Here is a 22,502-nt window from a genome sequence, read left to right as displayed (position 1 = left end):
CCCTTGGGTGCAGCCCGCGCGGATGCGTTCCGCGCGCGGACCACTGCAATTAACCAGCCCGCCCGCAGGATCTTCTTCCGAGGACGGCCGGGCGCTGAAAGACCGGTTTGCAAAAGACCAGGACGACATGACGGATCTCATCCAGCTGCTCATCAACGGACTAGCAATCGGTAGCGTCTATGCGCTCGCCGCGATCGGATTCGTCATCGTCTACTCTGCAACCGGCGTCGTGAATTTCGCTGCCGGGCAATTCGTGATGTTCGGCACCTTCGCGGGTGTGGCTACACTGCTCAACGCGCAACTGCCGTGGCCTCTCGGCTACGGCGCGGCGCTGTTGGCGATGGCGCTGTTCGGAGTCTTGTTTTTCGCGGTGCTGTACCTGCCGCTGCGCGCAAGCCCGGTCGTGACAATCATCATTGGCACGGTCGCGATCGGCATCACCATGCAGAATGCCGCGCTGCTGGCGTTCGGCTCCTGGCCTTTCCGCCTGCCCTCGCCGCTCGAGGGGGTGAATCTCACAATTGCAGGCGCCACGATTTCTGCCCATGCGGTCGCCGTGGTGATTGTCACGGCGTTGATGGTAGCACTGCTATGGCTTTTGTTCTTCCGCACCTCACTCGGCATCGGGATGCGCGCCGTGGCGCAGGATATCAAGGCGGCCCGGCTGATGGGTCTTAAGGTCAATCGTCTGCTTGCACTATCTTGGATCCTCGCGGCAACACTCGCAGGCGTTGCCGGATTGATGCTCGGACCGATGTGGTTCGCCGATACCAGCATGGGCGATCCCATCGCGCTCAAAGCGTTCGCGGCAACCATTATCGGCGGTTTCGGCAGTCTGCCGGGAGCTATTGTCGGCGGCCTCTTTGTTGGTCTTAGCGAAGTGCTCGGCGCATCCTACGTCTCGTCCGCCTACAAAGACCTGATCTCGTTCGGGATCATGATCTTGTTCCTGCTGGTGTGCCCGCAGGGTGTGTTCGGCGAACGTGTTCAGGACCGGGGTTGATCGATGCCGGTACGCTTCTCGCTCCTGCTAGGCGCCGTCATTTTGATCGCAGGCGTTAGCCTGTCGATGCTGCTCACCGACTACCATCTTCGGCTGGTCAACCTTGCCGTGATATCGGCAATCGCAGTGATCGGGCTTAACTTCGCTTTCGGTTACGCCGGCCTTATCTCGCTCGGTCATGCCGCGTTTGTCGGGACGGGTGCCTATGGCGTTGCGCTGCTGAGCACGCTCGTTGGGTGGTCATCTTGGCTGGCACTCCCCGTCGCGATTGCTGGCACCGCGGTCTTGGCTATCTTGATTGGCGTTCCGCTTCTGCGGTTGAAAGGCCACTATCTCGCGCTGGCCACGCTCGGCTTCAACGTCTCCTTCTCCATTGTCGCTGCCAACTGGATCGAGCTCACCGGCGGCACCAACGGCATCTCTCGTATTCCCGAGCTCCAAATCGGCAGCCATGCCCTGGCCGATGAGCGTAGCTACCTCTGGTTCGCTCTGGTCGTGCTCGCAGCTTTCGCCGTCGCCGCCGCGCTCATTCATGCTTCGCGCCATGGGCGGGCGATGATCGCGGTTCGCGATGACGAGACTGCCTCGTCGATGACGGGCATTGACGTTGCCAGGGTCAAGCTCGCGGCCTTCGTCCTCTCGTCCGTCTATGCCGCCGCCGCCGGAGGCTTGTTCGCCTGTCACATGCGCTTCATTTCGCCTGAGGACTTTGGCTATGCGCACTCCATCACTTACCTCGCGATGCTGGTCGTCGGCGGCGAGGGATCGATCGTGGGTGCCATTCTGGGAGCAATGCTCGTCACCTTCCTGCCAGAATGGTTGCGCTTCCTTGGGGCGGCCTACCTCGCATTCTTTGGTCTTTTTGTCCTAGCCATCCTCATCTTCCTGCCTTCAGGCCTTGCCGGGATTCGCTGGCCGAGCAGGCTCCGCGGCAGTAGCCGTATGAAAATGCAAGGCTTGGTCGCTGCTTCAGAGGAGGCGCGCCCATGACTCTGTTGCAGGCAACAGCAATCGCCAAGCGCTACGGCGGGCTAGCCGCACTCTCCGGCGTCGATCTTTCAGTCGGGGAGGGCGAATTTGTCGCTGTGATCGGGCCGAATGGCGCCGGCAAATCGACCCTGCTCAACGTCCTTACCGGGCTTGTCGTGCCCGACGAGGGCAGAGTGTTTCTCGACCGATGGGACATGACGCGCGCTGCTACGCATAAGCGGGTCCGCGGGGGGCTCGGGCGCACCTTTCAGCACGGCCGTCTGTTCGAAAGGTTGAGCGTACTCGAGAACGTCATGACCGGCGAGGCCATCCAGAGCGGCCGAAGCGAGTTGGAGCTGCGCGAACGTGCCATGGCCGTGCTCGACCAGATGGGGCTCGCGGCGGACGCGCAAGCGCCTATCGGATCCCTGTCCTATGGTCATCGGCGCATGATCGAGATGTGCCGGGCGCTCGCCTGCCAACCCCGCGTGCTGCTGCTCGACGAACCGGCCGCCGGACTGAATTCTGCCGAGGTTGATCGGCTGATCGACCGGCTCACGGATTTGAGGGCAAAACATCGGATCGCCATCGTTCTGATCGAGCACAACATGGGCATGGTGATGCGCCTGGCGGAGCGGATCATTGTGCTGAACTTCGGCTGCAAGATCGCCGAGGGCTCGCCATCCAAGATCCAGAGCGATCCCGCAGTGCTGTCGGCCTATCTCGGCGAGGGTTATCGTCATGCTGGCGTGTAACGATCTGACGGTCGCCTATGGCGACATCGTCGCGCTGCAGGGCGTCACACTGGAGGTTGGCCCGGGCGAGACAGTCGCCCTCATCGGCGCCAATGGCGCCGGCAAGACCACGCTCTTGCACGCAATCTCCGGCCTTAATCCGGTCAGGTCGGGGGATATCGCATTCGAAGGCACATCACTGGCCCGGCTCGGCAGCGACCGGCGCGTAGCGCTCGGCATCTCCCAGGCGCCGGAAGGACGGCGGATCTTCCCTGGCCTAACGGTCGAGGAAAACCTCACGCTCGCCACCGTGAACTGGAGGCGCTGGCGCCAGCCGATCGCCGACGATCTTGCACGAGCCTTCGACCTTTTTCCACGCCTGAAGGAGCGTCGCAAGCAGCTCGGCTGGTCTCTGTCCGGAGGTGAGCAGCAGATGCTGGCCATCGGACGGGCACTGATGGCCCGGCCGCGTTTGCTCCTGCTCGACGAGCCCTCCCTTGGGCTTGCACCGCGCCTGGCGGAGGAGGTCTATGAGCGCGTCAGGCAGATCGCTGACAGCGGGCTCACGATCCTGGTCGTCGAGCAGAATACGGTCCTGGCATTGTCGGTAGCCGACCGGGCCTATGTGCTGGAAACGGGCCGCATCGTTCTTCAGGGCACCGCCGATGACCTCAAGCAGAACACGCGCGTCCGCGAAGCTTATCTCGGACGCTAATCTCCGAAGGAAACAAGATGTATCCTGACATAAACTCAACGTCGAAAGCGCTCTACGATCGCGCCCTGACGAGCCTGCCGGGCGGCAACACTCGCACGACCGTGTTCATGAAGCCTTATCCGATCTACGCCGCGCGGGGGGAAGGGTGCCGGGTTTGGGACGTTGACGGCAATGAACTGATCGATTGCATCAACAATTTCACCTCGCTGATTCACGGTCATGCCCATCCGGCACTCATCGAGGCGGCGACGCGACAGCTCGCGCTCGGTTCTGCATTCGGCATGCCGACGGAATCGGAGATCGATCTGGCCGAGCTGCTTGCCGCGCGGCTGCCGTCAGTCGATCAGGTCCGGTTTGCCAACTCCGGAACCGAAGCCGTGATGATGGCACTGAAGGCGGCGCGTGCGTTTACCGGGCGGCCAAAAATTGCCAAGTGCGAGGGCGCCTACCATGGTTCCTACGATTATGCCGAGGTCAGTCTCGATCCGAAGCCGGCAGACTGGGGCGGCAACGCGCCAGTCTCAGTTGCCTATGCCAAAGGCACACCGGATAAGGTGCTCGCCGACGTCGTAACGATTCCTTTCAACGATATCGAGGGCGCCGTCAGCCTGATACGTGAACATGGCCGGGATCTTGCCTGTGTATTGGTCGATCCGATGCCAAACCGCGCGGGGCTCGTACCCGCCGATGGGGCCTATCTCGAAGCGCTGCGGCAGGCGACGCGCGAGGTCGGCGCGCTACTGATCTTCGATGAGGTGATATCTTTTCGTCTCGGTTATCACGGCGCCCAGGGGCTGTGGGGCATCGATCCTGATCTCACCACGCTTGGAAAGATTATCGGTGGTGGATTTCCGGTCGGTGCAATCGCCGGCAAGAAGGAGGTGATGGCCGTGTTCGATCCACGCCATGGCAAGCCGGCTTTGCCTCATGGCGGGACGTTCTCGGCCAACCCGGTCACGATGCGAGCGGGGCTCGCGGCTATGGAGCTCTTGGACCGGAGCGCGTTCACGCGGCTGGATGCGACCGGCGAGGCCGTACGAAAAGGCATCAACGACGCATTCCGCCGTCATGGCGTGCCGGGCACCGCGGTCGGTCTCGGCTCGCTCTTGAAATTGCACTTCGCCGACCGTCCGATCCGCGACTATCGCTCGGCTTACATGAGCGAAACCGACGTCAAACGACAAAGCGTATTCAACCTCGAGTTCCTCAATCGCGGCGTTCTCGCCGCTGGCTACGGGTTGATGGCGCTTTCGCTGCCGATGATGGACGCGGATGTCGAAAGCATCGTCCGCGCGGCCTCGGATGCGCTTGCACAGGTCGCGTCCAAGACCTGACGCGCCCTTGAGTTCTGAAAGTTGGTAAGTCTTGCGTGGGGCCATCGGGCTCATCACGCCAGGAAACACTATTGTCTGAAATAGGTGCGAGAATGGCCCTCAAGGTTGATCCGATTACGCGGTCCGTTGTTCAGCATCGGTTGAGCTCGATCGTTGCCGAAATGGGCGAAGCGATGCTTCGCACCTCCTACTCGCAGATCCTCAATTCGAGCCGCGACTTCTCATTGGCGATCTGCGACGTTCAGTCCCGCCTGATCGCCCAGGCCGACCACATCCCGGTCCATGTCGGCGCACTGCCCTGGGCGACGCGCGCGGTGGAGGAGCGCTTCAAGGATGTCGCGCCCGGTGACGTCATCCTGATGAATGATCCCTATCACGGTGGCAGCCATTTGCCCGACTTGACCGCGTTCGTACCGGTCTTCGACGGTGACCGGAGGCTGTTCTGGAGCATCGTGCGTGCACACCAGAGCGACATCGGCGGCGCAACGCATGGCGCCTATAACCCCGGCGCGACCGAAATCTGGCAGGAGGGGCTGCGCATTCCTCCGATCAAGCTCTACGAGGCCGGCCGGCAGCGCGAGGACATTCTCGATATGTTGGCACTGAATGTGCGCAACGCCCACGATTTCCGCGGTGATCTTGCCGCCATGATCGGAGCCGCGCACATGGGCGAGCGGCGAATGGGACGACTGTTCGCCGAATTCGGCGCGCCGGTAGTCGAGGCCGCGATCGAATCCATCCTTGATGCCGCCGAACAGCAGACGCGCGCCGTGGTCTCGACCTGGACCGATGGCGTGTTTTACGGCGAGGCCTTCCTCGATGACGACGGCCATGGCCGCTGCGATATCCGGATTGCTGCCAAGGTCACGAAAAGGGGTAGCGAGATCGAGGTCGACCTGTCGGAGTCAGACCCGCAGAGCACAAGCTTTGTCAATTCGTCGCACGCCAATATGCATGCGGCAGTCGTGATGGCCTTTGCCTATCTGATTGACGCCGAAATTCCCAAGAACGCCGGCGCGCTGCGGCCGCTCACGGTGCTCGCCAAGCAGGGCACGATTGTATGGGCGGATCCCGGCCGCCCGGTGACGCTCTGCACCAGCCATCCGTCCAACGAGATCGTGGAAGCGGTGATCAAGGCACTGTCAGGATCTTGCCCGGATCGAGCCATGGCAGGGTGGAGCCGGCGTTTCCGTATCGCTGTGCAGGGCGAGGATCCTCGCAGCGGGCGCAGCTTCATCTGGCATATGTTCCAGGCGCGCCCGGGCGGTGGCGCTTCTTCTCGCGGTGATGGCTGGTCTTCGATCGGTGAATGGCACACGGTCGGTGGCCTCAAGTTCGGCAGCATCGAGGTCGCGGAAGCACGCTTCCCTCTTCACTTCCGCCATCATGAGTATCGACCCAATTCGGGCGGTGACGGTCAATTCCGCGGCGGTCTCGGTGTCAACCTCGATCTCGTCTTCGAAACCGAGAAGCTGTCGCTTGGCAACACCGCAGGCGATGGAGCCCGGCATGGCGCGTGCGGCATGCTCGGCGGCAAGGACGGCGCTCCGCATCAATATCGCCTGCTATCGGCTGGCCGGCCGCCGCGTGTGCTGCGAACCAAAGAAGTCGGAATCGAAATTCACCCGGGAGATTGCCTCGAAGTGCGCTCGGCCGGCGGCGGAGGATGGGGGCCACCCGAGCGACGTACGCAGCAAGCACGCCAGCGCGATGAGGTACAGGGCCTCGTCAGTCCAGGCACAACGACAGAAGTGGTCAAGTAAAGATGTTGACGATTGGCATTGACGTTGGCGGCACGTTTACTGATCTGGTCGCGATCGACGCGACCGGGCGCACCGTGTTCGCGAAATCTCCTTCCACGCCGCAGGACCAGTCGATCGGCGTAATGACCGGCCTCAACGAGCTCGCGCGACGCCTCGATATGTCTCGTGCCGATATGTTGGCGGCAACGCAGCGGCTGGTGCATGGCACCACGGTCGCGACGAACGCGCTGCTCGAACGCAAGGGCGCAAAAGTCGCACTGCTGACCACGGAGGGCCACCGCGACATCATTGAGATGCGGGAGGGATTGAAGGGCAATCGCTATGATCTGCGGACCCCACCGCCGGAGCCGCTGGTGCCGCGCGAACTCCGCTTTGGCATTCGCGAGCGGCTGCGGCCGAATGGCGACGTGCTGCTGAAACTGGACGAGGGATCACTAAGTGAGGCCATCGCGGCCATCCGCGCCTCTGGCGCCACTTCGGTCGCGATCTGTTTCCTGCATGCCTATCGTAATCCCTCCCACGAGATCACGGCCGCAGAGCGGATTGCACGCGAACTGCCCGGAGTGAGCGTGTCGCGCTCCAGTGACGTGTTGCCACAGATCAAAGAGTACGAGCGCGTCTCCACCACGATCGTGAATGCCTATGTCGGTCCTGCCGTGCGGCACTATCTGACACGGCTTGAGCAACGCTTGTTCGAAGCGGCGTTCAAGGGGAGCTTGTTCATCATTCTCTCGAATGGCGGCATGGCGCCGATCGAGGAAGCCGGGCGTCTCGCGGCGGCGACCGTGCTGTCAGGTCCTGCAGGCGGAATCTCCGGTGCCCGGAGGTGTGCGGAGCTGCTGGGAATGCCGGATCTGGTGCCCTTCGATATGGGAGGCACGAGCACCGATATCTCCTTAATCGCGGACGGACGCGCGACGCTGTCGGCTGATGGCGGGCTGGCGGACCAGCGCATCGCGCTGCGCAGTCTGGATATCGCCAGCATTGCGGCGGGCGGGGGCTCGATCGCCAGTGTCGACGCCGGCGGCAATTTCCATGTCGGCCCCGAAAGTGCCGGCGCGATGCCCGGCCCAGCCTGTTATGGCAACGGTGGTACGCAGCCGACCGTGACCGATGCAAATATCTTGCTGGGTTATCTCGATGCGGCCGCCTTCATGGGGGGACGGCGTCCGCTCGATCGTGCGGCGGCGGAAGCAGCAATCGATCGCCTTGCAGCTTCGCTTGGGGTGACGCGCATCGAGGCGGCTGCCGGCATCTATCGGCTCGTCAATCTGAAAATGGCGGACGGTATCCGACTGATGACCTTGCGGCGCGGTGTCGATCCGCGCAAGTTCGCGCTCCTCAGCTTCGGCGGGGCTGCAGGCCTGCACGCAGCCGAGGTCGCGCGCGAGCTCGAGATGACGCGCATCATAGTGCCTACCGCAGCCTCCGTACTCTCGGCGTGGGGGATGCTTACCAGCGACTTGCGGTATGAGGTCAGCCGCACTCACCTTGAGACAGGCGCCCGGACGACCGCCTCTGAGATTCGAAACATCTTTGCCGATCTGGACGTGCAGGCAACCGAACGGCTCCGCAGCTGGTTCGACGGGCCCATTATGACCGAGCGGTCCGCCGAGATGCGCTATGGCGAGCAGGTGTTCGAGGTCGATGTACCGCTCAGCGATTTCGACCTTAACGCGCCATCCTTGATCGCCGAGCTCGAAGAGCGCTTTCATCGTCGTCATGAGGAACTTTATACTTACGCCTCCCGCGATCAGGAGGTCGTATTCGTCAACGCACGGCTTGCCGCTGTTGGGGCCGTTCCTCGAATTGAACGATCCAATAAGCCAATGCCCATGTCCGAACCAATCCTATCGCCTGCAGGCAAACGTCAGGTCTTCTTCGGTGCTTGGCGCGAAGTGCCGGTCTATGCACTGGAGAAATTGCGTTTCGGGCACGTGCTGGAAGGCCCCGCGATCATCGAAGCGGAGACGACGACAATTGTCATCAATGGTGGGGATCGTGCGACGGTTAACCCACTCGGATGGCTAGATATCGAACTTGGATCTGCGAAAGTGTAGGGCGGCCAGATGCCGATCTGGCAGCATTGGTAGCTACCTGGTTGAGGCGAGACCCGGTGGTCTGCCCAGCTGACCTGAAGCCCAGTGCATCGCTCGAGACGAGGCATTTAGGGCTGAGTCCGTTGGTCAACCAGATAGCAACGAAGCTCCGCCAGCCTTCTATGTGGACGCAGAAACAAGCAGCATCATGGGGCGCTCCAATTCCTCCGCTAGTTCCGGCATCTGCTGGATCTGCTTGGACGTTGGAGCAAACTCTTTGATCCGAAGAATTTGAAAGCCTCCATCAATCAACGTATTCAGCGTCGTGCCAAGCGTCCTGTGGTACTTCAGAACACCCTTGGCGAACCAATCCGTTCGACGTTCACCCTCAAGGGAGTATTGGTTGACGGGCCACGTCTTACGACCCTCCTCATCACTGATCCAGTGCGGATTTGCCGCTGCCATGAAGATCGGATGCTCGATTGTGAAGATCAAATGTCCGCCAGAGATCAGGGCTTTGCGGATCACCTGCGTGAGACGGGAAAAATCCTGAACATAGTGAAAGGCGAGCGCGCTGTAGGCAAGGTCAAAAGACCCTGCGGGCAACTCCAAAGAGTCCAAATCGGCGATGCAATAGCTGATCCCCGCGTCCGCTGTATCTGCCTTGGCGCGCTCGATCATGTTCCGGGATAAGTCGAGACCAAGGACAGAGGCGGCGCCTTGCTTGCGCATCCAGCGTGAGGCCCAGCCGAAGCCACAACCGAGATCGACGACACGCTTACCAACAAGGTCGGGCAGCATGGCTCTGATTTCTGGCCACTCAGGCGCGTCGTCCAGCCCTCGCACCTGTCGGGGTAACTGGCTATAGCCAGCAAAAAAATCGGGATTGTCGTAGATGTTCTGCGCCACACCGCTCTCCAGTGATGAGAGACAAAGCGCATTCTAGCGCAAATCCCGCGGCCCTCGAGCCAACCTTCGGCTAGGGCACATTAACCGGTGGTATCGGCCCGGTCGCGCGCGGCACGAATCCTTCCTGATGGCGCCCGCGTGCCGCCAACACAATCGCAAAAGCCACAAGGATGATCAGAAGTCCGCGCATGCTCAAACGTACCCATAAACCTGTCGCCTATGACGCGGCTCGCACCTGGTGCGAGCGGGCTCAAGCGATGGGGGCCGAAGGTGAGCCTCCTCGTGCCTGAATTCTCAGAACTCTATAGTTTCTGTGTTCGTCGTGAGACCGCGAACGACGCGGTGATCACGCTGGAAAAATGCGTATTATCACTGCAACCGCAGGAATAACGCACTGAATTCCGAATAGTGATTGAAGTTGTCGCCGAGTGGAATCAGATGATTCGATTAAGCACGCCTACGCTGCATTGAGGATGATCATGCGCAAGACGCGAGCAGTCATGGAATTCGACCAGGCTCAGCTATGAGGCATATCAGGCATTCTGCAACGGAGCTGTCGAAGTCGAAGAAGATCCTGAGACAAGCCAGTTCCTGCAGATACTCAGGGCTGGCTTTTTCATCGTGGACGACGATTTCGACGAGCTCGGCTATCTCCGAGGTCGCGTGCAGGCCGCGCGCTTTGATCCCGAAGAGCTGGCGCTTGTCATAGCCCCCACAATGGGGTGGCAACTTCGGCTGCCACTACTGCTTCGAAGATCGTCCAGATCGTCCTCTGTCCAGTGAGGCAGAAGCCCAGCGCCTGGATTACGTCGCCAAGCGGCTCCCAGGAAGAAAATCCCTCGCAGTCCAATGGTTCGGTGGCGAACCACTAAAGGCGCTTGGCCAGCTCGATCGCATATCTCGGCGACTGATGGCGATCGCGCAGGAGCGAGGCATCCGGTACTCCGCCGCGATCGTGACGAACGGTTATCTGTTGAGTGGAGATACGCCAGCCCTCCTGAAGGACCTCGGGTGCACACCGCTCAGATCACTCTGGATGGTGACAAGCAACTCCACGACAGGACTCGTTCGGCAGGAAAGGGACTGAGCTCCTTTGAAGCTATTCTCTCCAACAGTGAACTGGCGGCAGCCTGCATCGAAATCAAGCTCCGCATTCGTGTCGCTCCCTTCAGTGTCGATCGCGTGAAGCGGCTCCTCACGGACGTGGCTGAGCGCGGTATCGGAAATCTGGTCAAGGAACTCTATTTCGCTCCTCTCTTCGACTACAATCCGGATCCGCTGGCGACACAGTTCAAGTCGGATACAAAGCGCTTCTTCGATTCGCGAAGCTTTGCTGCAGTCGAATTGGAGCTGTTCGGCGAGCTCAAGAGACTGAGATTTCCCATGCCGGACCTGTTGCGTGCCCCATTCAGCGTCTGCACCGCAGTCCAGGAAAATGCCGTTGTAATCGGGCCTAGCGGCAATCTCTATATATGCTATTTCGAATTGGACGATTCCGCCCGCTCAGGAGGTGACGTGCGTTCCGGCATCTCAGCCTCGGATCATCTTGCCGGCTGGCTGAATCATGAAATAGCTCGCGATGACGAATGCAGGTCGTGCAAGTTTTTTCCGATCTGCTTTGGCGGCTGTACTCACAAATGGCAGAAGGGGGCCGATAAGGGAAACATCTGTACCCGGCTCAAGTTAAATGCCGACGGTCTGCTGCCGCTCATGTACACTGGGACCGTCGCAGGGCCATAGGAGCTGCGTATTCGACAATTCTGGTCATCAGCCAGATGGGTAAGCTCCACAACGAGCCGCCTACTGGGCCTGCGTGCTTTCCCAGTCGTCCGGAGGTCGAACACCTTCCCTTGCGACGAAATTGAGAACCCCTGGTGCGGCGCCCGAAATTGATCGTTCCAGCGCTGCGATCGGCGCGGCAATGTCCCGCTCCGTTGGTGCCAGGGCATCCCTCGAAAAGCGACTGTCCATGAGTGAATGCGCTCCCGCAAGGTCAAGATGGTTCAGCCCGAAAGCGTGCCCCAATTCGTGAGTCATGATGGGCACCAGGTTGATACAGCCATCATCGAGCTCGAAAGCGAGCTGCTTGGTCGGACCGAATTTCAACTCCGCGCGGTAGCATTTGAATTGCTTCATATTCAGGGCAATAGTGCGCCCCTCAATTTTGGCTCGTGCCAGAACCAGCGGAAAACGCGGGAACAGCTCATCATCTTCGAAGCCCAGCTCGATTACGAAGGTGGTGTTCTGCGGGCACTGCAATCTGATAACCTGCGGCGGTATCACGAGCGAAATCCATTCGGGCTCGTGCTCGTCCTCTTCTTGAGAAATGCACTCACATTGCTGGGGATTTGCGCGGTGCGGTCGATCGATGTGACCCACAGGGACACCGTCTGAAAAGCCTGACGGACCTGCTCGCCGAAAGCATCGATATTGAAGCCGGCAGGCATTCCTCCCTTTGGCTGCAGAACAAAGGAAAAGCCGTTTGTAAGAATCCGGTTGCTGAAAGGCGTGCCGTAGTCGAACGCGACAGCCCATTGGCGAGGCTCTCTGCAGAACGAGAATGGGACCTCATAAGTCAGGGATTTCGTTTCGGGTCTTCCAGCCCAGCGCGGCATCCGCCACCTCGAGGTTACTGGCGAGAAAGTTTCGTGCATGGTTGCCATCTCTGGAGGTCAGTTTGCGCTGCAGGCCGGCACGTTGGGACTGCCGTACGCTGTTACGGCAGTATATCCGTTCGGCAACGAGCAGATCACGATTGACCGCAACACCATGAAGGTGATCGCAACGCAATTCACGTTCAGTGACGTCATAAAGAGAGCCGCAAAGTCCGAAGACCCCATTGGACGGCTGGCATTTCACAGCGACATCTACCGGGATATTTCCGGGATCATCTGGTTGCGCAGTTCGATCGGAAATGTTTCGACAATCCGGCACGATCTCGTCTATGTGCAGCGCGGCGCGCGCCCCCTACCCAGACGCAGGGCGCGGTGGTCTGAGGAATACTACCCGCTAGCCGATGCACTGCTTCGCGATCGGCGAGGATGATTGTCGCCTTCCGGCGAGGACAAGGGTCACAGTTGAGCTGGCCGTGCTTGCCAGCGAATGTTGGCCGCTGAAGACGTCCTGGAGGCTCATGAGCTCGACGCTTTCTGGAGCCGTTCAACGTTTCGCGCGGCCACTTGCGCTGGTGTTGCACCAACGAGCTCCTCGTACAGGCGAGGATCAGTCGCGCCTTCGGTGTTGATCAGAAGGACCCGTGCATCAGGCCCAAGATGAATCCTGGCGCGCAATGTCTGATCGGAAGCAACCTTCAGCAATCCTGCGAGGCCAACACCGCCACTTTCGCCTGCAACCATAGCCGGGTCGCCGCCCCTGGGGTTTGCCAGACGCTTCATGATGCTGATCGCGTCCTCGTCATCGACCGTCATGAAGGCGTCGGCAGCGCGCGAAAGGATGCGCCACGCGATGAGGGAGGGTTCATAGCATTCGAGCATCGCCATCACTGTTGACTGCCCATGATCCACCTTGATCGGATGGCCAGCTCGAGCGCTTTCAAACAGGCAGGCTGCGCGCGAGGGCTCGACAACCGTGAAGAACGGCCTCTTGTCACCAGAGAGAACCGAGAAATGTCCTGCAATGGAAGCGGCGACGCCACCTACGCCGGCCTGGACGAACATGTGCGTCGGGGGCTCGGACAGCTGATGCAGCGCTTCGCTCAGGAGGGCGGTGTATCCCTGCATCACCAGGCCCGGGATACGCTCGTAGCCGGGCCAGGACGTATCAGATACCGTGATCCACCCCTTATCTGCGGCAACTCGGGACGCTTCGGCGACCGAGTCATCGTAGTTGCCATTGACGCGGATCATCTGCGCGCCAAAACGGGCGATGGCGGCGACACGCTCGTCGCTGACGCCCGAGTGAACGAATATGGCGCACTTCGCGCCAACCAGCTGGGCACCTTGCGCGACTGACCTGCCGTGATTGCCATCGGTGGCGCAGGATACCGTCATCCCCCGTGCTATGGCCTTCACTTCAGGTGATTGGAGCTCGGACGCGTCAATGGCTCGGCCGAGCCTCCGACCTGTCTCCTCCAGCACCAGGCGGATCACGGCATAGGATCCGCCCAAAGCTTTGAAACTGCCAAGTCCGAGTCGGTGACCTTCGTCCTTCAGATGGATCGAGCCCACGTCGATCTCACGGGCAAGGCCCGGCAGCGAGACGAGCGGCGTTGCCTTGTAATCGTCGCGATGCGCAAGAAACCGCTCTATCTCGCGGGCGGCTTCCACACTGAGCATGTTCGCATCCGAAGCGTCCAGAAGCGCGCGGTGATCCGTGTTCCGGTTGAGAAGCAACATGGTTCGACTTTCCTGCGTCGCTGATGACGCGATATCAGATAGCTCATTGGCGACGATAAAAGCGCTGCATTTTGCGGCCGGTTATGCAAGATTGGCTCGCTGAGCCTTGGAACAGGGGCAGGAGAGCCAGAAGATGCTCTGACAAGGGGCTTGGCAAGGTCCCCGGCGTCCGGACGACCAGGGAGGGACGAGGTTGGCCGAGAAGAGTGAGCTGAGGACAGGTGGGCCTGATTGCTTTGATCTGGCAATTCTCGATATCCTGCAACGGGACAACAAGACTCCCCAGCGCGCAATAGCGGAAGCTGTCGGGCTTTCGGCGCCGGCTGTTCAGCGGCGGATCAGGCGGATGGAGGCAACTGGAACGATCGTTGCAAACGTTGCGATTGTTGATCCGTCCAGCGTGAGGCGCGAGATCACCGTGTTTGTCGAAGTCGAGATGGACAGCGAACTTGGTCACATGCACGACCAGGCAAAGCGTGCCTTCAGCGAAGCTCCTGAAGTCCAGCAATGCTACTATGTGACTGGCGAGGTCGACTTCATCCTGATCATCACTGTTGGCACAATGTCCGATTACGAAGCTCTCAGCAGACAGCTGTTCTTCGGGAATAACAATGTTAAACGGTTTCGAAGTTTCATCGCCATGGATCGCGTCAAGACAGGTCTTTCTGTTCCCGTGCTGGACGTCCCTGCCACGGACGGTGGTCCCGGCGACTAGCGCGTTCAACGCAGCCCTCAATCGGATTCGCATCACGCCTTCCGGCATGACGCGCCGGAAATCCTGAGCCCATCCTGAATGCCGTGCAGCGATGTCGGATGCGGCCGCAGGCTCACGACTGGGCACGGTACTGCCTGCGCAGGTCATTTTGATCTATCACATGGTGCGAGAACCGAAGTATATCCTGGAACCGGAGAATCGAGGGATGTTTGGAAGAAGGCGGCGAGCAAGAATCCTGCGCGAGAACGAGGCCAGGGAGGCCGAGGCGCGCTTCGAGCGGAGCAAACGTGCCGGAAGGGCCATTTACGCCCGGATCGCTGAACTGAAGAACCTGCCGCGTGAAAACCTGCCGGACGCGGTGTTTCTGCTTTTCATGGAGGCAAAGCAGCAGAGCGAGCTGATTCGGCGATCGATCAGGGACCGTACCCGCTATGACTTCAGTTTCGGGGGCATGATCGATGGCGATCTCGCGGCCTGCCTTGCGGAGGGCGCCGCCTGTGCGCTACGGGATCACGTCACCAGTCCGCAGACATTGTTCGAGGCGATATCTGAGCAATTGCCCGACGTACATTTCACGATCCACGAGCAGGACGCTGTTTCGATGGTTGCCGCGATGATCCGTGAGCAGCGGCTGGAAGGAATCCTGGAAGGCCTGCGCCTTGCCGGCCTGCTGAACAACACGCCTGATCGCCGTCATGCCGTCTCGGAGACCGGCCGTCAATGAAGCGGCCGGGGGCCCGCGACGCGCACGACTGGTCGAGCGTCCCTGCCTTGACGACTCACAGGACTCGGACCGTTACCTTGGCCTTGCCTCCATTGTTTGCATAGAAGCTGTCGTAGACCCATGGCAGGCCGATCACAGCGTCGTTCACGTAGAGGAAGAGTTCGCCGCTTCGCGCAGCCTTGAATGTTGCCTTATAGGCCTGCGGCGTCGTGTTCGGGAGCGGAAGGGGATCGAGGAAATATTCGTCGACGCCGGTTTCACCAACCCGCGCAATGATACGATACCAGGGTCTGAACAGAATGCGCCGCAGGAGAATGGCGGTCCGAAACTTCCATCGATTTGCAAGTTCGATGGTCGACGTGCGGAAACCTGCGGGCGTTGCCGGGCGTCCAGCGTCGTCCCACGGTTCGGTGACCGTGATCCTGATTTCGTAGGAACGGCCCGCAAAGACCTTCAACCCCGTGGGCGCGCAGATCGCTGAAGTCGAGAAGTCACTGCCGTCCTGATCGATCCCCTTGTTGACAGGGATCAGCCTGTCTTCGGGCGTACTCCTGCAGAAAGCTCCCATGGAATCGGCGGCATTAAAAAGGAAATGGCTGAGCAGGGTGGCTCCAACCCAGACTATCGCGATCGCCAGAAGGAGCGGCAGGACGTGTCTCTTTCCCGCTCTGACGAAGAACTGATAGATCGCATTGGTACGAAACCTGTAGATGGCGTCATGGATCAGTCCGGAAAGTGGCTGAGGGGATGCGCGATCGCGCCAGACGATGCGCATCCGATCGTTGATCCTGGCGCTGAGACTGCTGCCGACCGCCATCAGGACGATCACGGCGATGATCCCGCCGGCAAACCATTCGGGATTGCCAGCATACCAGTCCGTCCACCAGTGCAGCGATTTCGGGAGGAAGGACTCGATGAACCGCACCAGTTCAGAAACCATTCTGATCGGCGACTCGAATTCATGCTCCTTGTTGCGGTCGTGGAACAGCCAGAAGACGGCGAGATGCAGCGAGGCCGCCAGCGTCGCAAAATAGGTGATGCGACGCATCCACACGAAGTTCCAGAGCTTTTCCTGTGCGGCAAATCGTGCGGTGGCGCCAGCCCTTGTTTCGAATGTCGCCGGTCCGAGGGGCGTGAGCCTGCCGCTACGAGAAACGATCACGTACTCCGGGGGCAGCCCGATCGGGGCATATGCGTTGCAGCCGCTGTCGATTCGGTCGAAGACGCTTTCGTGGATTTTTGGCAGCTGTACCCTGACGCCCACGGCAGGATCATTGCAGAGGTCGGACACCTTGCGCGGGCCGTAACGGTAGTAGGAGCCGAGGCCGGATCTCGAGTCGTAGAGGCGGCCGTCCTTGTCCTGTGAGGAGTTGATCCACTTCATCGAGTCCGGGTCGGCGAAGGGCGCAGTCTTGAAGATCAGGCCACGTTTGACGGCCTCGTCAACCAGCCAGGAGAGCGGGACGAACGACACCGCGTCATCGGGGTAACCGCCACCCACGTTGGCATGCATGCCGACGAACCAGACCTGGACGAGGCGTTCATCATCGATGCTCGTGGGGATAGCCGGCTTGGTCTCGCCTTCTTCGGTCCACAGAACTGGATGGAAGGTGGTCCGCTCGTCATCCAGCGCAAGCGCATGACGGGCGCAGTTCACGCGCGGACTGAGTACACGGTTCGGGAGTTCGAGCGGCCAGACCCAGTTGCTGATACCTCGGGTCATTTCATCCATCGGCAGGCCATAGGCGGCAACCGTGTCCCAGACACCAATGAACTCAATGGCCGGGATCTGATGCCGAACGATCTTCGCGTAAGCCTTGTTGCCCAGGATGCGGTCGATGATGGGTACCAGGATGTAGTCGCGCAGTCCTCGAAACAGTTTCTCGATGCGCCATATCGAGTGATATCCCTTGGCGCGATAGGCTCTGTAGGCTTTGACCGCTCCGTCGTGCAGTTCCGATTCAGTGTCAGCAATCACGAGCCCCTGTTCGAGAATGAGTGCGGCGAGGACGCGGACGGTGAACGCGCCGCGGCTGAAGCCGAACAGGTAGATCTTCGAATGGTTCTCATGGTCGTAGTTGCGGCAGATGAACTTGTAGGCATCAAGAATATTTCGCTTGAGGCCGAAGCCGAATGCGCCGCCCAGAATGGCCAGCGGAATGAAAGAGGAGGTGCCGACGCCGTCGTCGTACTTCGCGGCCTGGCTGTTGCCTTGCAGGTCCAGCGCCTGAAACATCCGCCAGACGTTCGTGCGCCAGACGCTTGAAGCGGCATTACCGGTACCATCGGACAGGATGATAATCTTGGGGCTGGCCATTCAAAGGCCCTCCGATAATTAAAAAAACAAACGAGATCAGCGTAGCACGCCGGAAGAGGAGATCAACCTTGGATCGTCTAGCGAACAGAATGCATGCACCGCAGAATCGGAAGAGGACTCTTTCCAGGATCAGCGCGAGAGCGTGCAGACGGACGGTAGCAGACATCCAGACGGGCGATCGGATTTACGGCCAGCAGCGTTCCGACGATGTGTGGCCTTCGTATGTGAGGCTCGGTCCACCTCAGAGCTGCTGCTGCAAATAGCCCGATAGCCCATCGACGATGATGCCAAATCCAGAATGCATGTTCGTAACGAAGGACCGTGGCCCGCCGACTGTCGCGCGAGAGCGCGACAGTCGGCGGGCCCACTCAACTGCGCTTTCCGGTGCACCGGGCTAGCGCTGCCCATCCGTCAAGTACTTCGCCTGATCCGGATAACACTTCGAGAACTGGAGCCTAGTCAGCCTCGACGAAAAATGCGTCGCAACCTCGCACAGGTGCTGTGGTGAAATCCGTCGAAAACGACAGCTCTGATGCGGAATTCAAGCATAACGCCGTGCGTCTGCCGCTTATTGCAGCGCCCTGTCAGTGCCGAGACGGGGCGCGCGTCACAATCGATACCGATCCGGCGGAGACCTCGAATTTCGCTTTGCGCAAAGCGCACTTTCAGCCGGCTGGCGTAGTTGGTCTTCCTCATGACGACCCTGCGTAACCGAACTCTCGATTAAGAGTATGCTCACCCAGGTACTGCGATGCTACAGCGCGCAGCGCGCCGATTACGGAGAGAGAATGGCCCTGTCGTCAGAAGATATGAGGTTCGCGATCCTTGACGCGCGGGAGCGGCACAAGGCGCAGGTCGATCTGATGCATGCCAACGATCGTCAGGCACTCGGCATTCTCCAGCTCTATGTCGCATTGGCCGGAGCGTCTCTGTCAGGTGCAGCCGTGATCCTTCTCGCCGGCACGAATAGTCTGCCGCGGCCTGTCGGCTTCGGCTTGGCCGGCTTCAGCATAACGATCATTCTCGGCACTGTGCTGGCGCTGCTCACGATGTGGCCGGTGTGTGCAAAGAAAATGCGTTTTTGCAAAAGTAATGAAGAGAAACGGCGTCCCGGCACGGAAAAAGGCCTGCGCAGAACCTGCGCTGTGATGCAGAATTCGCCTGGGCCGCTGCCAGTTGGGGAGCCGGTCAATACATGAGTTGCAGGCTGCGGTGTCAAACTTCCTGAGGCGCCCGGCTGTACGGCATCAACTCCTCGCCAAATGTTGAGGTGTTCTGATTGCAGATGCCGAAGGCGCTGCCTGGCGGGAGCCGTCGGCGTTCCGCAGCACCTGCCGCTCATGTTGGATTTCAGTGGCGCGGTGAGTTTCAGGTGCCGATCAATAGGGATCCATCTCAATATTGCATCTCTTGGTTGAATGAGTAATTACCTGAGACAGAGAGCCGTCCCGAAGGCTCTTGGAGGAAATATATTGGCCGACTATTTCGAAATCGATTTTCTGGATGTTGAAGCGAAAAGCAGCGGCGACGCCATTTGCGTCCGCTATGAGTTGAACGGTCAGACCTTCATTCATGTCGTCGACGGGGGTTACCAGTCAACTGGCGAAAAGGTCGTCAACTTCTTGAACAAGTACTATGGGAATCCGAAGCGCATCGACCATGTTGTTGCCACTCACAACGACGGCGATCATGCCGGAGGCCTGCAGCGAGTCCTGGAAGACTTTGAGGTCGGCGCGCTCTGGATGTTGCGACCTTGGCTCTATGCCGCGGAGCTTCTCTCCCGGTTCAAACGCTTCACAACAGCGGAGGGACTGGAGAAAGCGCTGAGGGAAGCCTACTCCAATCTCGTCGCTCTCGAGGAGATCGCTGTTCAAAAGGGGATCCCGATTTATGAGCCATTTCAGGGCAGTACGATCGGTGCTTTTCGGGTGATGGCTCCGACCCGCTCGCGCTTCCTGGATCTGGTCGTATCCTCAGATAAAACCCCCGAGGAGAAAAGCCTGCTCGAGATCGCACGCGATGCTGTTGTTCGTGTAGCGAAGGAGGCGGCCGCGCTTGCAAAGGCCGCCTGGGGTGACGAATATTTCCCGGCGGGCGAGACAAGCAACGAAAACGAGATGAGCGTCGTTCAGTATGCCTATCTCAATGAATGCAAGATCCTGCTCACCGGCGATACGGGACGCACCGGACTCAAGGAGGTCATCGATTATGCACCCTTGGTCGGGTTGACGTTGCCTGGCATCGATCAGTTTCAAGTTCCTCACCATGGCGGACGCCACAACGTTACGACCGAATTGCTGGATCAGCTCCTGGGCGAAAGGAAGGCGGCGCAGGACGGCAAGACCACCTTCACCGCGGTGATCAGCTCGGCCGAGGCCGACGAGGATCATCCCCGCAAATCCGTTGTGCGGGCCATGCACCATCGTGGAGCGCATGTCATCTCGACCGAAGGCTCCAACAAGCAGACCTCAAGGAATGCCCCGGAGCGTGACGGCTACAGCCCCGCCGAGTGCCTGCCCTATCCAGACGAACAGGAAGACTGAGATCATTGTGCTCGCTTCACAGCGCGCCTCTACACGCAGCAAGCGGCTGCAACTGTGTGAAGCACGTCGCTCCTGTCGCGAACACGAAGCGGATGATGGCGATCGTGCCGCCACTGCGCCACTCTCTGGAGCATGCGAACATTCCACACCACGGCAAAGGTGGCGGTTGCCTGGATTGATTGCGGACGCTGATTGCTCAGGGTTCGTGAAACCCGGTCTTCTCGCAAGCAGGCAAATGTAAGGGTTTGCGCAAGAGGCCAGGATAAGCCCATCAGTGAGCAGGAACAATGAAATGGTCGAGAAGAAGTCGAACGAGAAATCGCTCAAGGATCAGAACACTTCATCCCTGATCACGATCCTGGTTGTCAACATTGCCATTTTTGCTGTTGCACTGAAGACTGATCAGCTTCTGGCGGCCGACTACGAAGAAATGCTCAAGCATTGGCAGGCGCTCATACCTGCAGGATTGTTGGCTGTGCTCATCGGTGTGATCAACGGTGTGCTGGATGTTCAGACCAAGGCCCGACTGGTGTTCTGGCGCTGGCACGATCCTCTGCCAGGATGTCGGGCGTTCTCCTACCATCTTCATCGCGATCCGCGGATCGATGTCGCCGCGCTGAAGTCGAAGGTGGGCCCGTTCCCGGCAACGCCGAGCGAGCAGAATGCTCTCTGGTACAAGATCTACAAATCGGTAGAAAACGATCCGCGCGTGCTGCATGTCCATCGCCTGTTCCTGCTGACGCGCGACTATGCCGGCATGGCGTTCATGCTGCTGATCGTCTTTGGCGGAATCGGCGTTGTTGCCATGCAGACGTACAGGACGGAGCTGCTGTATGCGGCAGCACTCCTCTCGCAGTTTGTAGTCAGCGCAATGGCTGCAAGGAATTATGCCGTTCGATTTGTGAATACCGTGCTCGCTCTGAAAGCAGCAACATGATTCGTTGAATTGGCAGGCCAGACGACATCCTTCCGCGAACGTCGACCCGATGTTTTGAAGCGGCCATGTCGACGAGTTTCACGTAGCCGCCTGGCAAGGAAGAACTTCCTTCGCTCCGGCATCCGGTCGACGCCGAAGACGGGATTCATCCTTCAGGCAGGCGCGGCCGGTGAAATGACGGTGGCGACAGCGGCTGAGCTGGACCGGCTGCTCTCTTCCGTAAAGGCGAGTCGGTGTGCCTTCATACTCGATTGCTGCTATGCGGAAGCTGTAATTGCGGGAATGCAGTTCTTCAAGGCTCTCGACGGCACCGAGGCGCGGCTCTTCATTGCTTCGTCGCGCGCGGATCAGCTCACCTGGGAGGATGATGAGGCGAAGCATGGCGTCTTCACGGCGCACCTCATCGACATGCTGAACGCTGGCGACGCGTTCCGCCCGACCATCGACCCTGACCGCGTCGAGGTTGATTCCGAATTGTTTCCCTTTCTGTGTGAACAGGTCCCGCTCTACGTTCTCGACCACAAGGGCGCCAGACAGGAGCCAATCAAGGGAGGCATCTCGAGTTCGGCGATGACCCTTCCGACGGCGCGCCTGGCGCGCCGCATCCGCCAACGCACTGGGCTCGGAACAGCGCTGCGGCGCTTGCGACAGATCGCGGCGACGGGAATAGCCTGCCTTCTGATCGGGCTCGGACTGACCTACGTTCTCTCCTACTATGCCGAGGTCGACCGGTCCGGCGAAATCGTATTGCGCAACGGTACGCGTTGGCTCGAGCCGCTATTCCGCTACGTCCCGACACTTCGCACTCGGACTGGGATTGATGTCTCGATGCTGTCCCCCGATACGCAATCGAGATATCCGGTCCAATCCGGAAGCCTGGGCGGTGTGTGGACCCATGTCTCCGAAGCAGGCTATAGGGCCTGGTTCGACCAGCTTCGAGGGCTTGTGGAGCCGAGGGCCAGAGAAAGCCTTGATGCTTACATCCTGAACACGGCAAACCAGCAGATCCGCGGCGATCCGAAGCACACCAGCGCACCCGACCCACCTAACCGAACATAGCATCTCGCAGCCGGCTTGCCGTTCTGGTAGCGCCGCGCGATTTACGCCAGCAACTCCCGCTGACGCGCGTCACGTCGCGCTTTGAAAGCAGCGACGAAGGCCTCAAGGCCAGCCGAGGTTAAACCGTTCTCAGTGACGAGACCCAGCCGCGTGAGGTTGACCGTCTCGATCAGGCTGTCGCCATGCGTGGAACCTCCGCCGAACAGCTTAATGACAATTCTCTGCTCCTTGCGAGTCAGCTTGTTCCAGAGCGTCAAGTCCGGCATCTCATGCCTCACGCGAATCGCTGCATGACACTGATGAATTAGCCGATCACCCAGAGGCGAAATCGTGACAGCGGCCTCAACGCTGTGAGTAGAGGCTATTTTTTGCAGATGCCCTGATGG

21 protein-coding genes are annotated in these 22,502 nt (G+C 59.8%); 15 read left to right on the top strand and 6 right to left on the bottom strand.

What is annotated here, in order from left to right; translation table 11 throughout:
• The first annotated feature begins 22 nt into the window (after positions 1-22).
• The 7 genes from P6U29_RS31805 to P6U29_RS31775 all read left to right on the top strand — a co-directional run bounded on the left by P6U29_RS31805 (position 23) and on the right by P6U29_RS31775 (position 8,578).
• Entirely contained in the window at positions 23-1,003 is a 981-nt protein-coding gene (locus P6U29_RS31805; RefSeq protein WP_407114282.1) for a branched-chain amino acid ABC transporter permease, read from the top strand.
• Positions 1,004-1,006: 3 nt separating this feature from the next.
• A complete protein-coding gene (locus tag P6U29_RS31800; protein ID WP_407114281.1) occupies positions 1,007-1,993 on the top strand; it encodes a branched-chain amino acid ABC transporter permease in 987 nt (328 codons plus the stop codon).
• Positions 1,990-2,727, top strand: coding sequence for an ABC transporter ATP-binding protein (locus P6U29_RS31795; RefSeq protein ID WP_407114280.1), 738 nt, complete (start codon positions 1,990-1,992; stop codon positions 2,725-2,727). Before P6U29_RS31800 ends, P6U29_RS31795 begins: the two co-directional genes overlap by 4 nt.
• Positions 2,714-3,421 (top strand): ABC transporter ATP-binding protein, encoded by a 708-nt coding sequence (locus tag P6U29_RS31790; RefSeq protein WP_407114279.1) that lies wholly within the window; start codon positions 2,714-2,716, stop codon positions 3,419-3,421. The genes P6U29_RS31795 and P6U29_RS31790 overlap by 14 nt, the downstream gene beginning before the upstream one ends.
• 17 nt (positions 3,422-3,438) lie before the next feature.
• Positions 3,439-4,755, top strand: coding sequence for an aspartate aminotransferase family protein (locus P6U29_RS31785; RefSeq protein WP_407114278.1), 1,317 nt, complete (start codon positions 3,439-3,441; stop codon positions 4,753-4,755).
• 92 nt (positions 4,756-4,847) lie between these two features.
• Positions 4,848-6,518, top strand: a complete 1,671-nt coding sequence (locus P6U29_RS31780; protein WP_407114277.1) for a hydantoinase B/oxoprolinase family protein — start codon at positions 4,848-4,850, stop codon at positions 6,516-6,518.
• A 2-nt stretch (positions 6,519-6,520) separates the two neighbouring features.
• Positions 6,521-8,578, top strand: a complete 2,058-nt coding sequence (locus P6U29_RS31775) for a hydantoinase/oxoprolinase family protein (RefSeq protein ID WP_407114276.1) — start codon at positions 6,521-6,523, stop codon at positions 8,576-8,578.
• Between the two features lie 159 nt (positions 8,579-8,737).
• Here P6U29_RS31775 and P6U29_RS31770 read toward each other — a convergent pair whose 3' ends face one another.
• Positions 8,738-9,466: a class I SAM-dependent methyltransferase gene (locus tag P6U29_RS31770; RefSeq protein WP_407114275.1), complete on the bottom strand. Its 729-nt coding sequence runs from the start codon at positions 9,464-9,466 to the stop codon at positions 8,738-8,740.
• A gap of 1,011 nt (positions 9,467-10,477) precedes the next feature.
• Between P6U29_RS31770 and P6U29_RS31765 the strand changes: the two genes are divergently transcribed.
• A complete protein-coding gene (locus P6U29_RS31765) occupies positions 10,478-11,206 on the top strand; it encodes an SPASM domain-containing protein (RefSeq protein WP_407114274.1) in 729 nt (242 codons plus the stop codon).
• Between the two features lie 60 nt (positions 11,207-11,266).
• Here the strand turns inward: P6U29_RS31765 and P6U29_RS31760 are convergent, their stop codons facing one another.
• Both P6U29_RS31760 and P6U29_RS31755 read right to left on the bottom strand, forming a co-directional pair.
• On the bottom strand, positions 11,267-11,749 hold the full coding sequence (locus P6U29_RS31760) for a hypothetical protein (protein ID WP_407114273.1): 483 nt from the start codon (positions 11,747-11,749) through the stop codon (positions 11,267-11,269).
• The gene (locus P6U29_RS31755; protein WP_407114272.1) at positions 11,746-12,081 is read right to left on the bottom strand and encodes a hypothetical protein; all 336 of its coding nucleotides are present in this window, start codon (positions 12,079-12,081) and stop codon (positions 11,746-11,748) included. Before P6U29_RS31755 ends, P6U29_RS31760 begins: the two co-directional genes overlap by 4 nt.
• Positions 12,082-12,118: 37 nt before the next feature.
• Here P6U29_RS31755 and P6U29_RS31750 point away from each other — a divergent pair, with 37 nt between their 5' ends.
• Entirely contained in the window at positions 12,119-12,511 is a 393-nt protein-coding gene (locus P6U29_RS31750) for a hypothetical protein (RefSeq protein WP_407114271.1), read from the top strand.
• Positions 12,512-12,597: 86 nt separating this feature from the next.
• Here the strand turns inward: P6U29_RS31750 and P6U29_RS31745 are convergent, their stop codons facing one another.
• The gene (locus tag P6U29_RS31745; protein WP_407114270.1) at positions 12,598-13,821 is read right to left on the bottom strand and encodes a diaminopropionate ammonia-lyase; all 1,224 of its coding nucleotides are present in this window, start codon (positions 13,819-13,821) and stop codon (positions 12,598-12,600) included.
• A gap of 193 nt (positions 13,822-14,014) precedes the next feature.
• Between P6U29_RS31745 and P6U29_RS31740 the strand changes: the two genes are divergently transcribed.
• Entirely contained in the window at positions 14,015-14,536 is a 522-nt protein-coding gene (locus P6U29_RS31740) for an Lrp/AsnC family transcriptional regulator (RefSeq protein ID WP_407114269.1), read from the top strand.
• 91 nt (positions 14,537-14,627) lie between these two features.
• Positions 14,628-15,260: a hypothetical protein gene (locus P6U29_RS31735; protein ID WP_407114268.1), complete on the top strand. Its 633-nt coding sequence runs from the start codon at positions 14,628-14,630 to the stop codon at positions 15,258-15,260.
• Between the two features lie 55 nt (positions 15,261-15,315).
• Here P6U29_RS31735 and P6U29_RS31730 read toward each other — a convergent pair whose 3' ends face one another.
• On the bottom strand, positions 15,316-17,577 hold the full coding sequence (locus P6U29_RS31730) for a DUF2235 domain-containing protein (RefSeq protein WP_407114267.1): 2,262 nt from the start codon (positions 17,575-17,577) through the stop codon (positions 15,316-15,318).
• A 731-nt stretch (positions 17,578-18,308) separates the two neighbouring features.
• On the opposite strand from P6U29_RS31730, the gene P6U29_RS31725 reads away from it, so the two are divergent.
• The 4 genes from P6U29_RS31725 (at position 18,309) to P6U29_RS31710 (ending at position 22,116) form a co-directional block, all read left to right on the top strand.
• Positions 18,309-18,776 carry a hypothetical protein gene (locus P6U29_RS31725; RefSeq protein ID WP_407114266.1) on the top strand — a complete coding sequence of 156 codons (468 nt, stop codon included), beginning with the start codon at positions 18,309-18,311 and terminating at the stop codon, positions 18,774-18,776.
• A 273-nt stretch (positions 18,777-19,049) separates the two neighbouring features.
• Positions 19,050-20,120, top strand: coding sequence for a ComEC/Rec2 family competence protein (locus tag P6U29_RS31720; protein ID WP_407114265.1), 1,071 nt, complete (start codon positions 19,050-19,052; stop codon positions 20,118-20,120).
• Positions 20,121-20,412: 292 nt separating this feature from the next.
• Complete coding sequence (locus P6U29_RS31715; RefSeq protein WP_407114264.1) at positions 20,413-21,057, top strand: hypothetical protein; 645 nt, start codon at positions 20,413-20,415, stop codon at positions 21,055-21,057.
• Positions 21,058-21,066: 9 nt separating this feature from the next.
• Positions 21,067-22,116, top strand: a complete 1,050-nt coding sequence (locus P6U29_RS31710; RefSeq protein ID WP_407114263.1) for a hypothetical protein — start codon at positions 21,067-21,069, stop codon at positions 22,114-22,116.
• A 41-nt stretch (positions 22,117-22,157) separates the two neighbouring features.
• Here P6U29_RS31710 and P6U29_RS31705 read toward each other — a convergent pair whose 3' ends face one another.
• On the bottom strand, positions 22,158-22,382 hold the full coding sequence (locus tag P6U29_RS31705; RefSeq protein ID WP_407114262.1) for a hypothetical protein: 225 nt from the start codon (positions 22,380-22,382) through the stop codon (positions 22,158-22,160).
• Positions 22,383-22,502 lie beyond the last annotated feature (120 nt).

The organism is Bradyrhizobium sp. LMG 9283, from assembly GCF_045571415.1.
GTDB lineage: Bacteria > Pseudomonadota > Alphaproteobacteria > Rhizobiales > Xanthobacteraceae > Bradyrhizobium.
This window is presented reverse-complemented; position numbering and strand designations above follow the sequence as displayed.

Bases quoted from the DNA above. Each gene is read 5' to 3' on its own strand.
- P6U29_RS31800 (WP_407114281.1), top strand. From the start codon at position 1,007: ATGCCGGTACGCTTCTCGCTCCTGCTAGGCGCCGTCATTTTGATCGCA.
- P6U29_RS31725 (WP_407114266.1), top strand. From the start codon at position 18,309: ATGCTCACCCAGGTACTGCGATGCTACAGCGCGCAGCGCGCCGATTAC.
- P6U29_RS31790 (WP_407114279.1), top strand. From the start codon at position 2,714: ATGCTGGCGTGTAACGATCTGACGGTCGCCTATGGCGACATCGTCGCG.
- P6U29_RS31705 (WP_407114262.1), bottom strand. From the start codon at position 22,382: ATGCCGGACTTGACGCTCTGGAACAAGCTGACTCGCAAGGAGCAGAGA.
- P6U29_RS31750 (WP_407114271.1), top strand. From the start codon at position 12,119: ATGGTTGCCATCTCTGGAGGTCAGTTTGCGCTGCAGGCCGGCACGTTG.
- P6U29_RS31730 (WP_407114267.1), bottom strand. From the start codon at position 17,577: ATGGCCAGCCCCAAGATTATCATCCTGTCCGATGGTACCGGTAATGCC.
- P6U29_RS31785 (WP_407114278.1), top strand. From the start codon at position 3,439: ATGTATCCTGACATAAACTCAACGTCGAAAGCGCTCTACGATCGCGCC.
- P6U29_RS31745 (WP_407114270.1), bottom strand. From the start codon at position 13,821: ATGTTGCTTCTCAACCGGAACACGGATCACCGCGCGCTTCTGGACGCT.
- P6U29_RS31805 (WP_407114282.1), top strand. From the start codon at position 23: ATGCGTTCCGCGCGCGGACCACTGCAATTAACCAGCCCGCCCGCAGGA.
- P6U29_RS31715 (WP_407114264.1), top strand. From the start codon at position 20,413: ATGGTCGAGAAGAAGTCGAACGAGAAATCGCTCAAGGATCAGAACACT.
- P6U29_RS31755 (WP_407114272.1), bottom strand. From the start codon at position 12,081: ATGCCGCGCTGGGCTGGAAGACCCGAAACGAAATCCCTGACTTATGAG.
- P6U29_RS31735 (WP_407114268.1), top strand. From the start codon at position 14,628: ATGTCGGATGCGGCCGCAGGCTCACGACTGGGCACGGTACTGCCTGCG.
- P6U29_RS31780 (WP_407114277.1), top strand. From the start codon at position 4,848: ATGGCCCTCAAGGTTGATCCGATTACGCGGTCCGTTGTTCAGCATCGG.
- P6U29_RS31775 (WP_407114276.1), top strand. From the start codon at position 6,521: ATGTTGACGATTGGCATTGACGTTGGCGGCACGTTTACTGATCTGGTC.
- P6U29_RS31795 (WP_407114280.1), top strand. From the start codon at position 1,990: ATGACTCTGTTGCAGGCAACAGCAATCGCCAAGCGCTACGGCGGGCTA.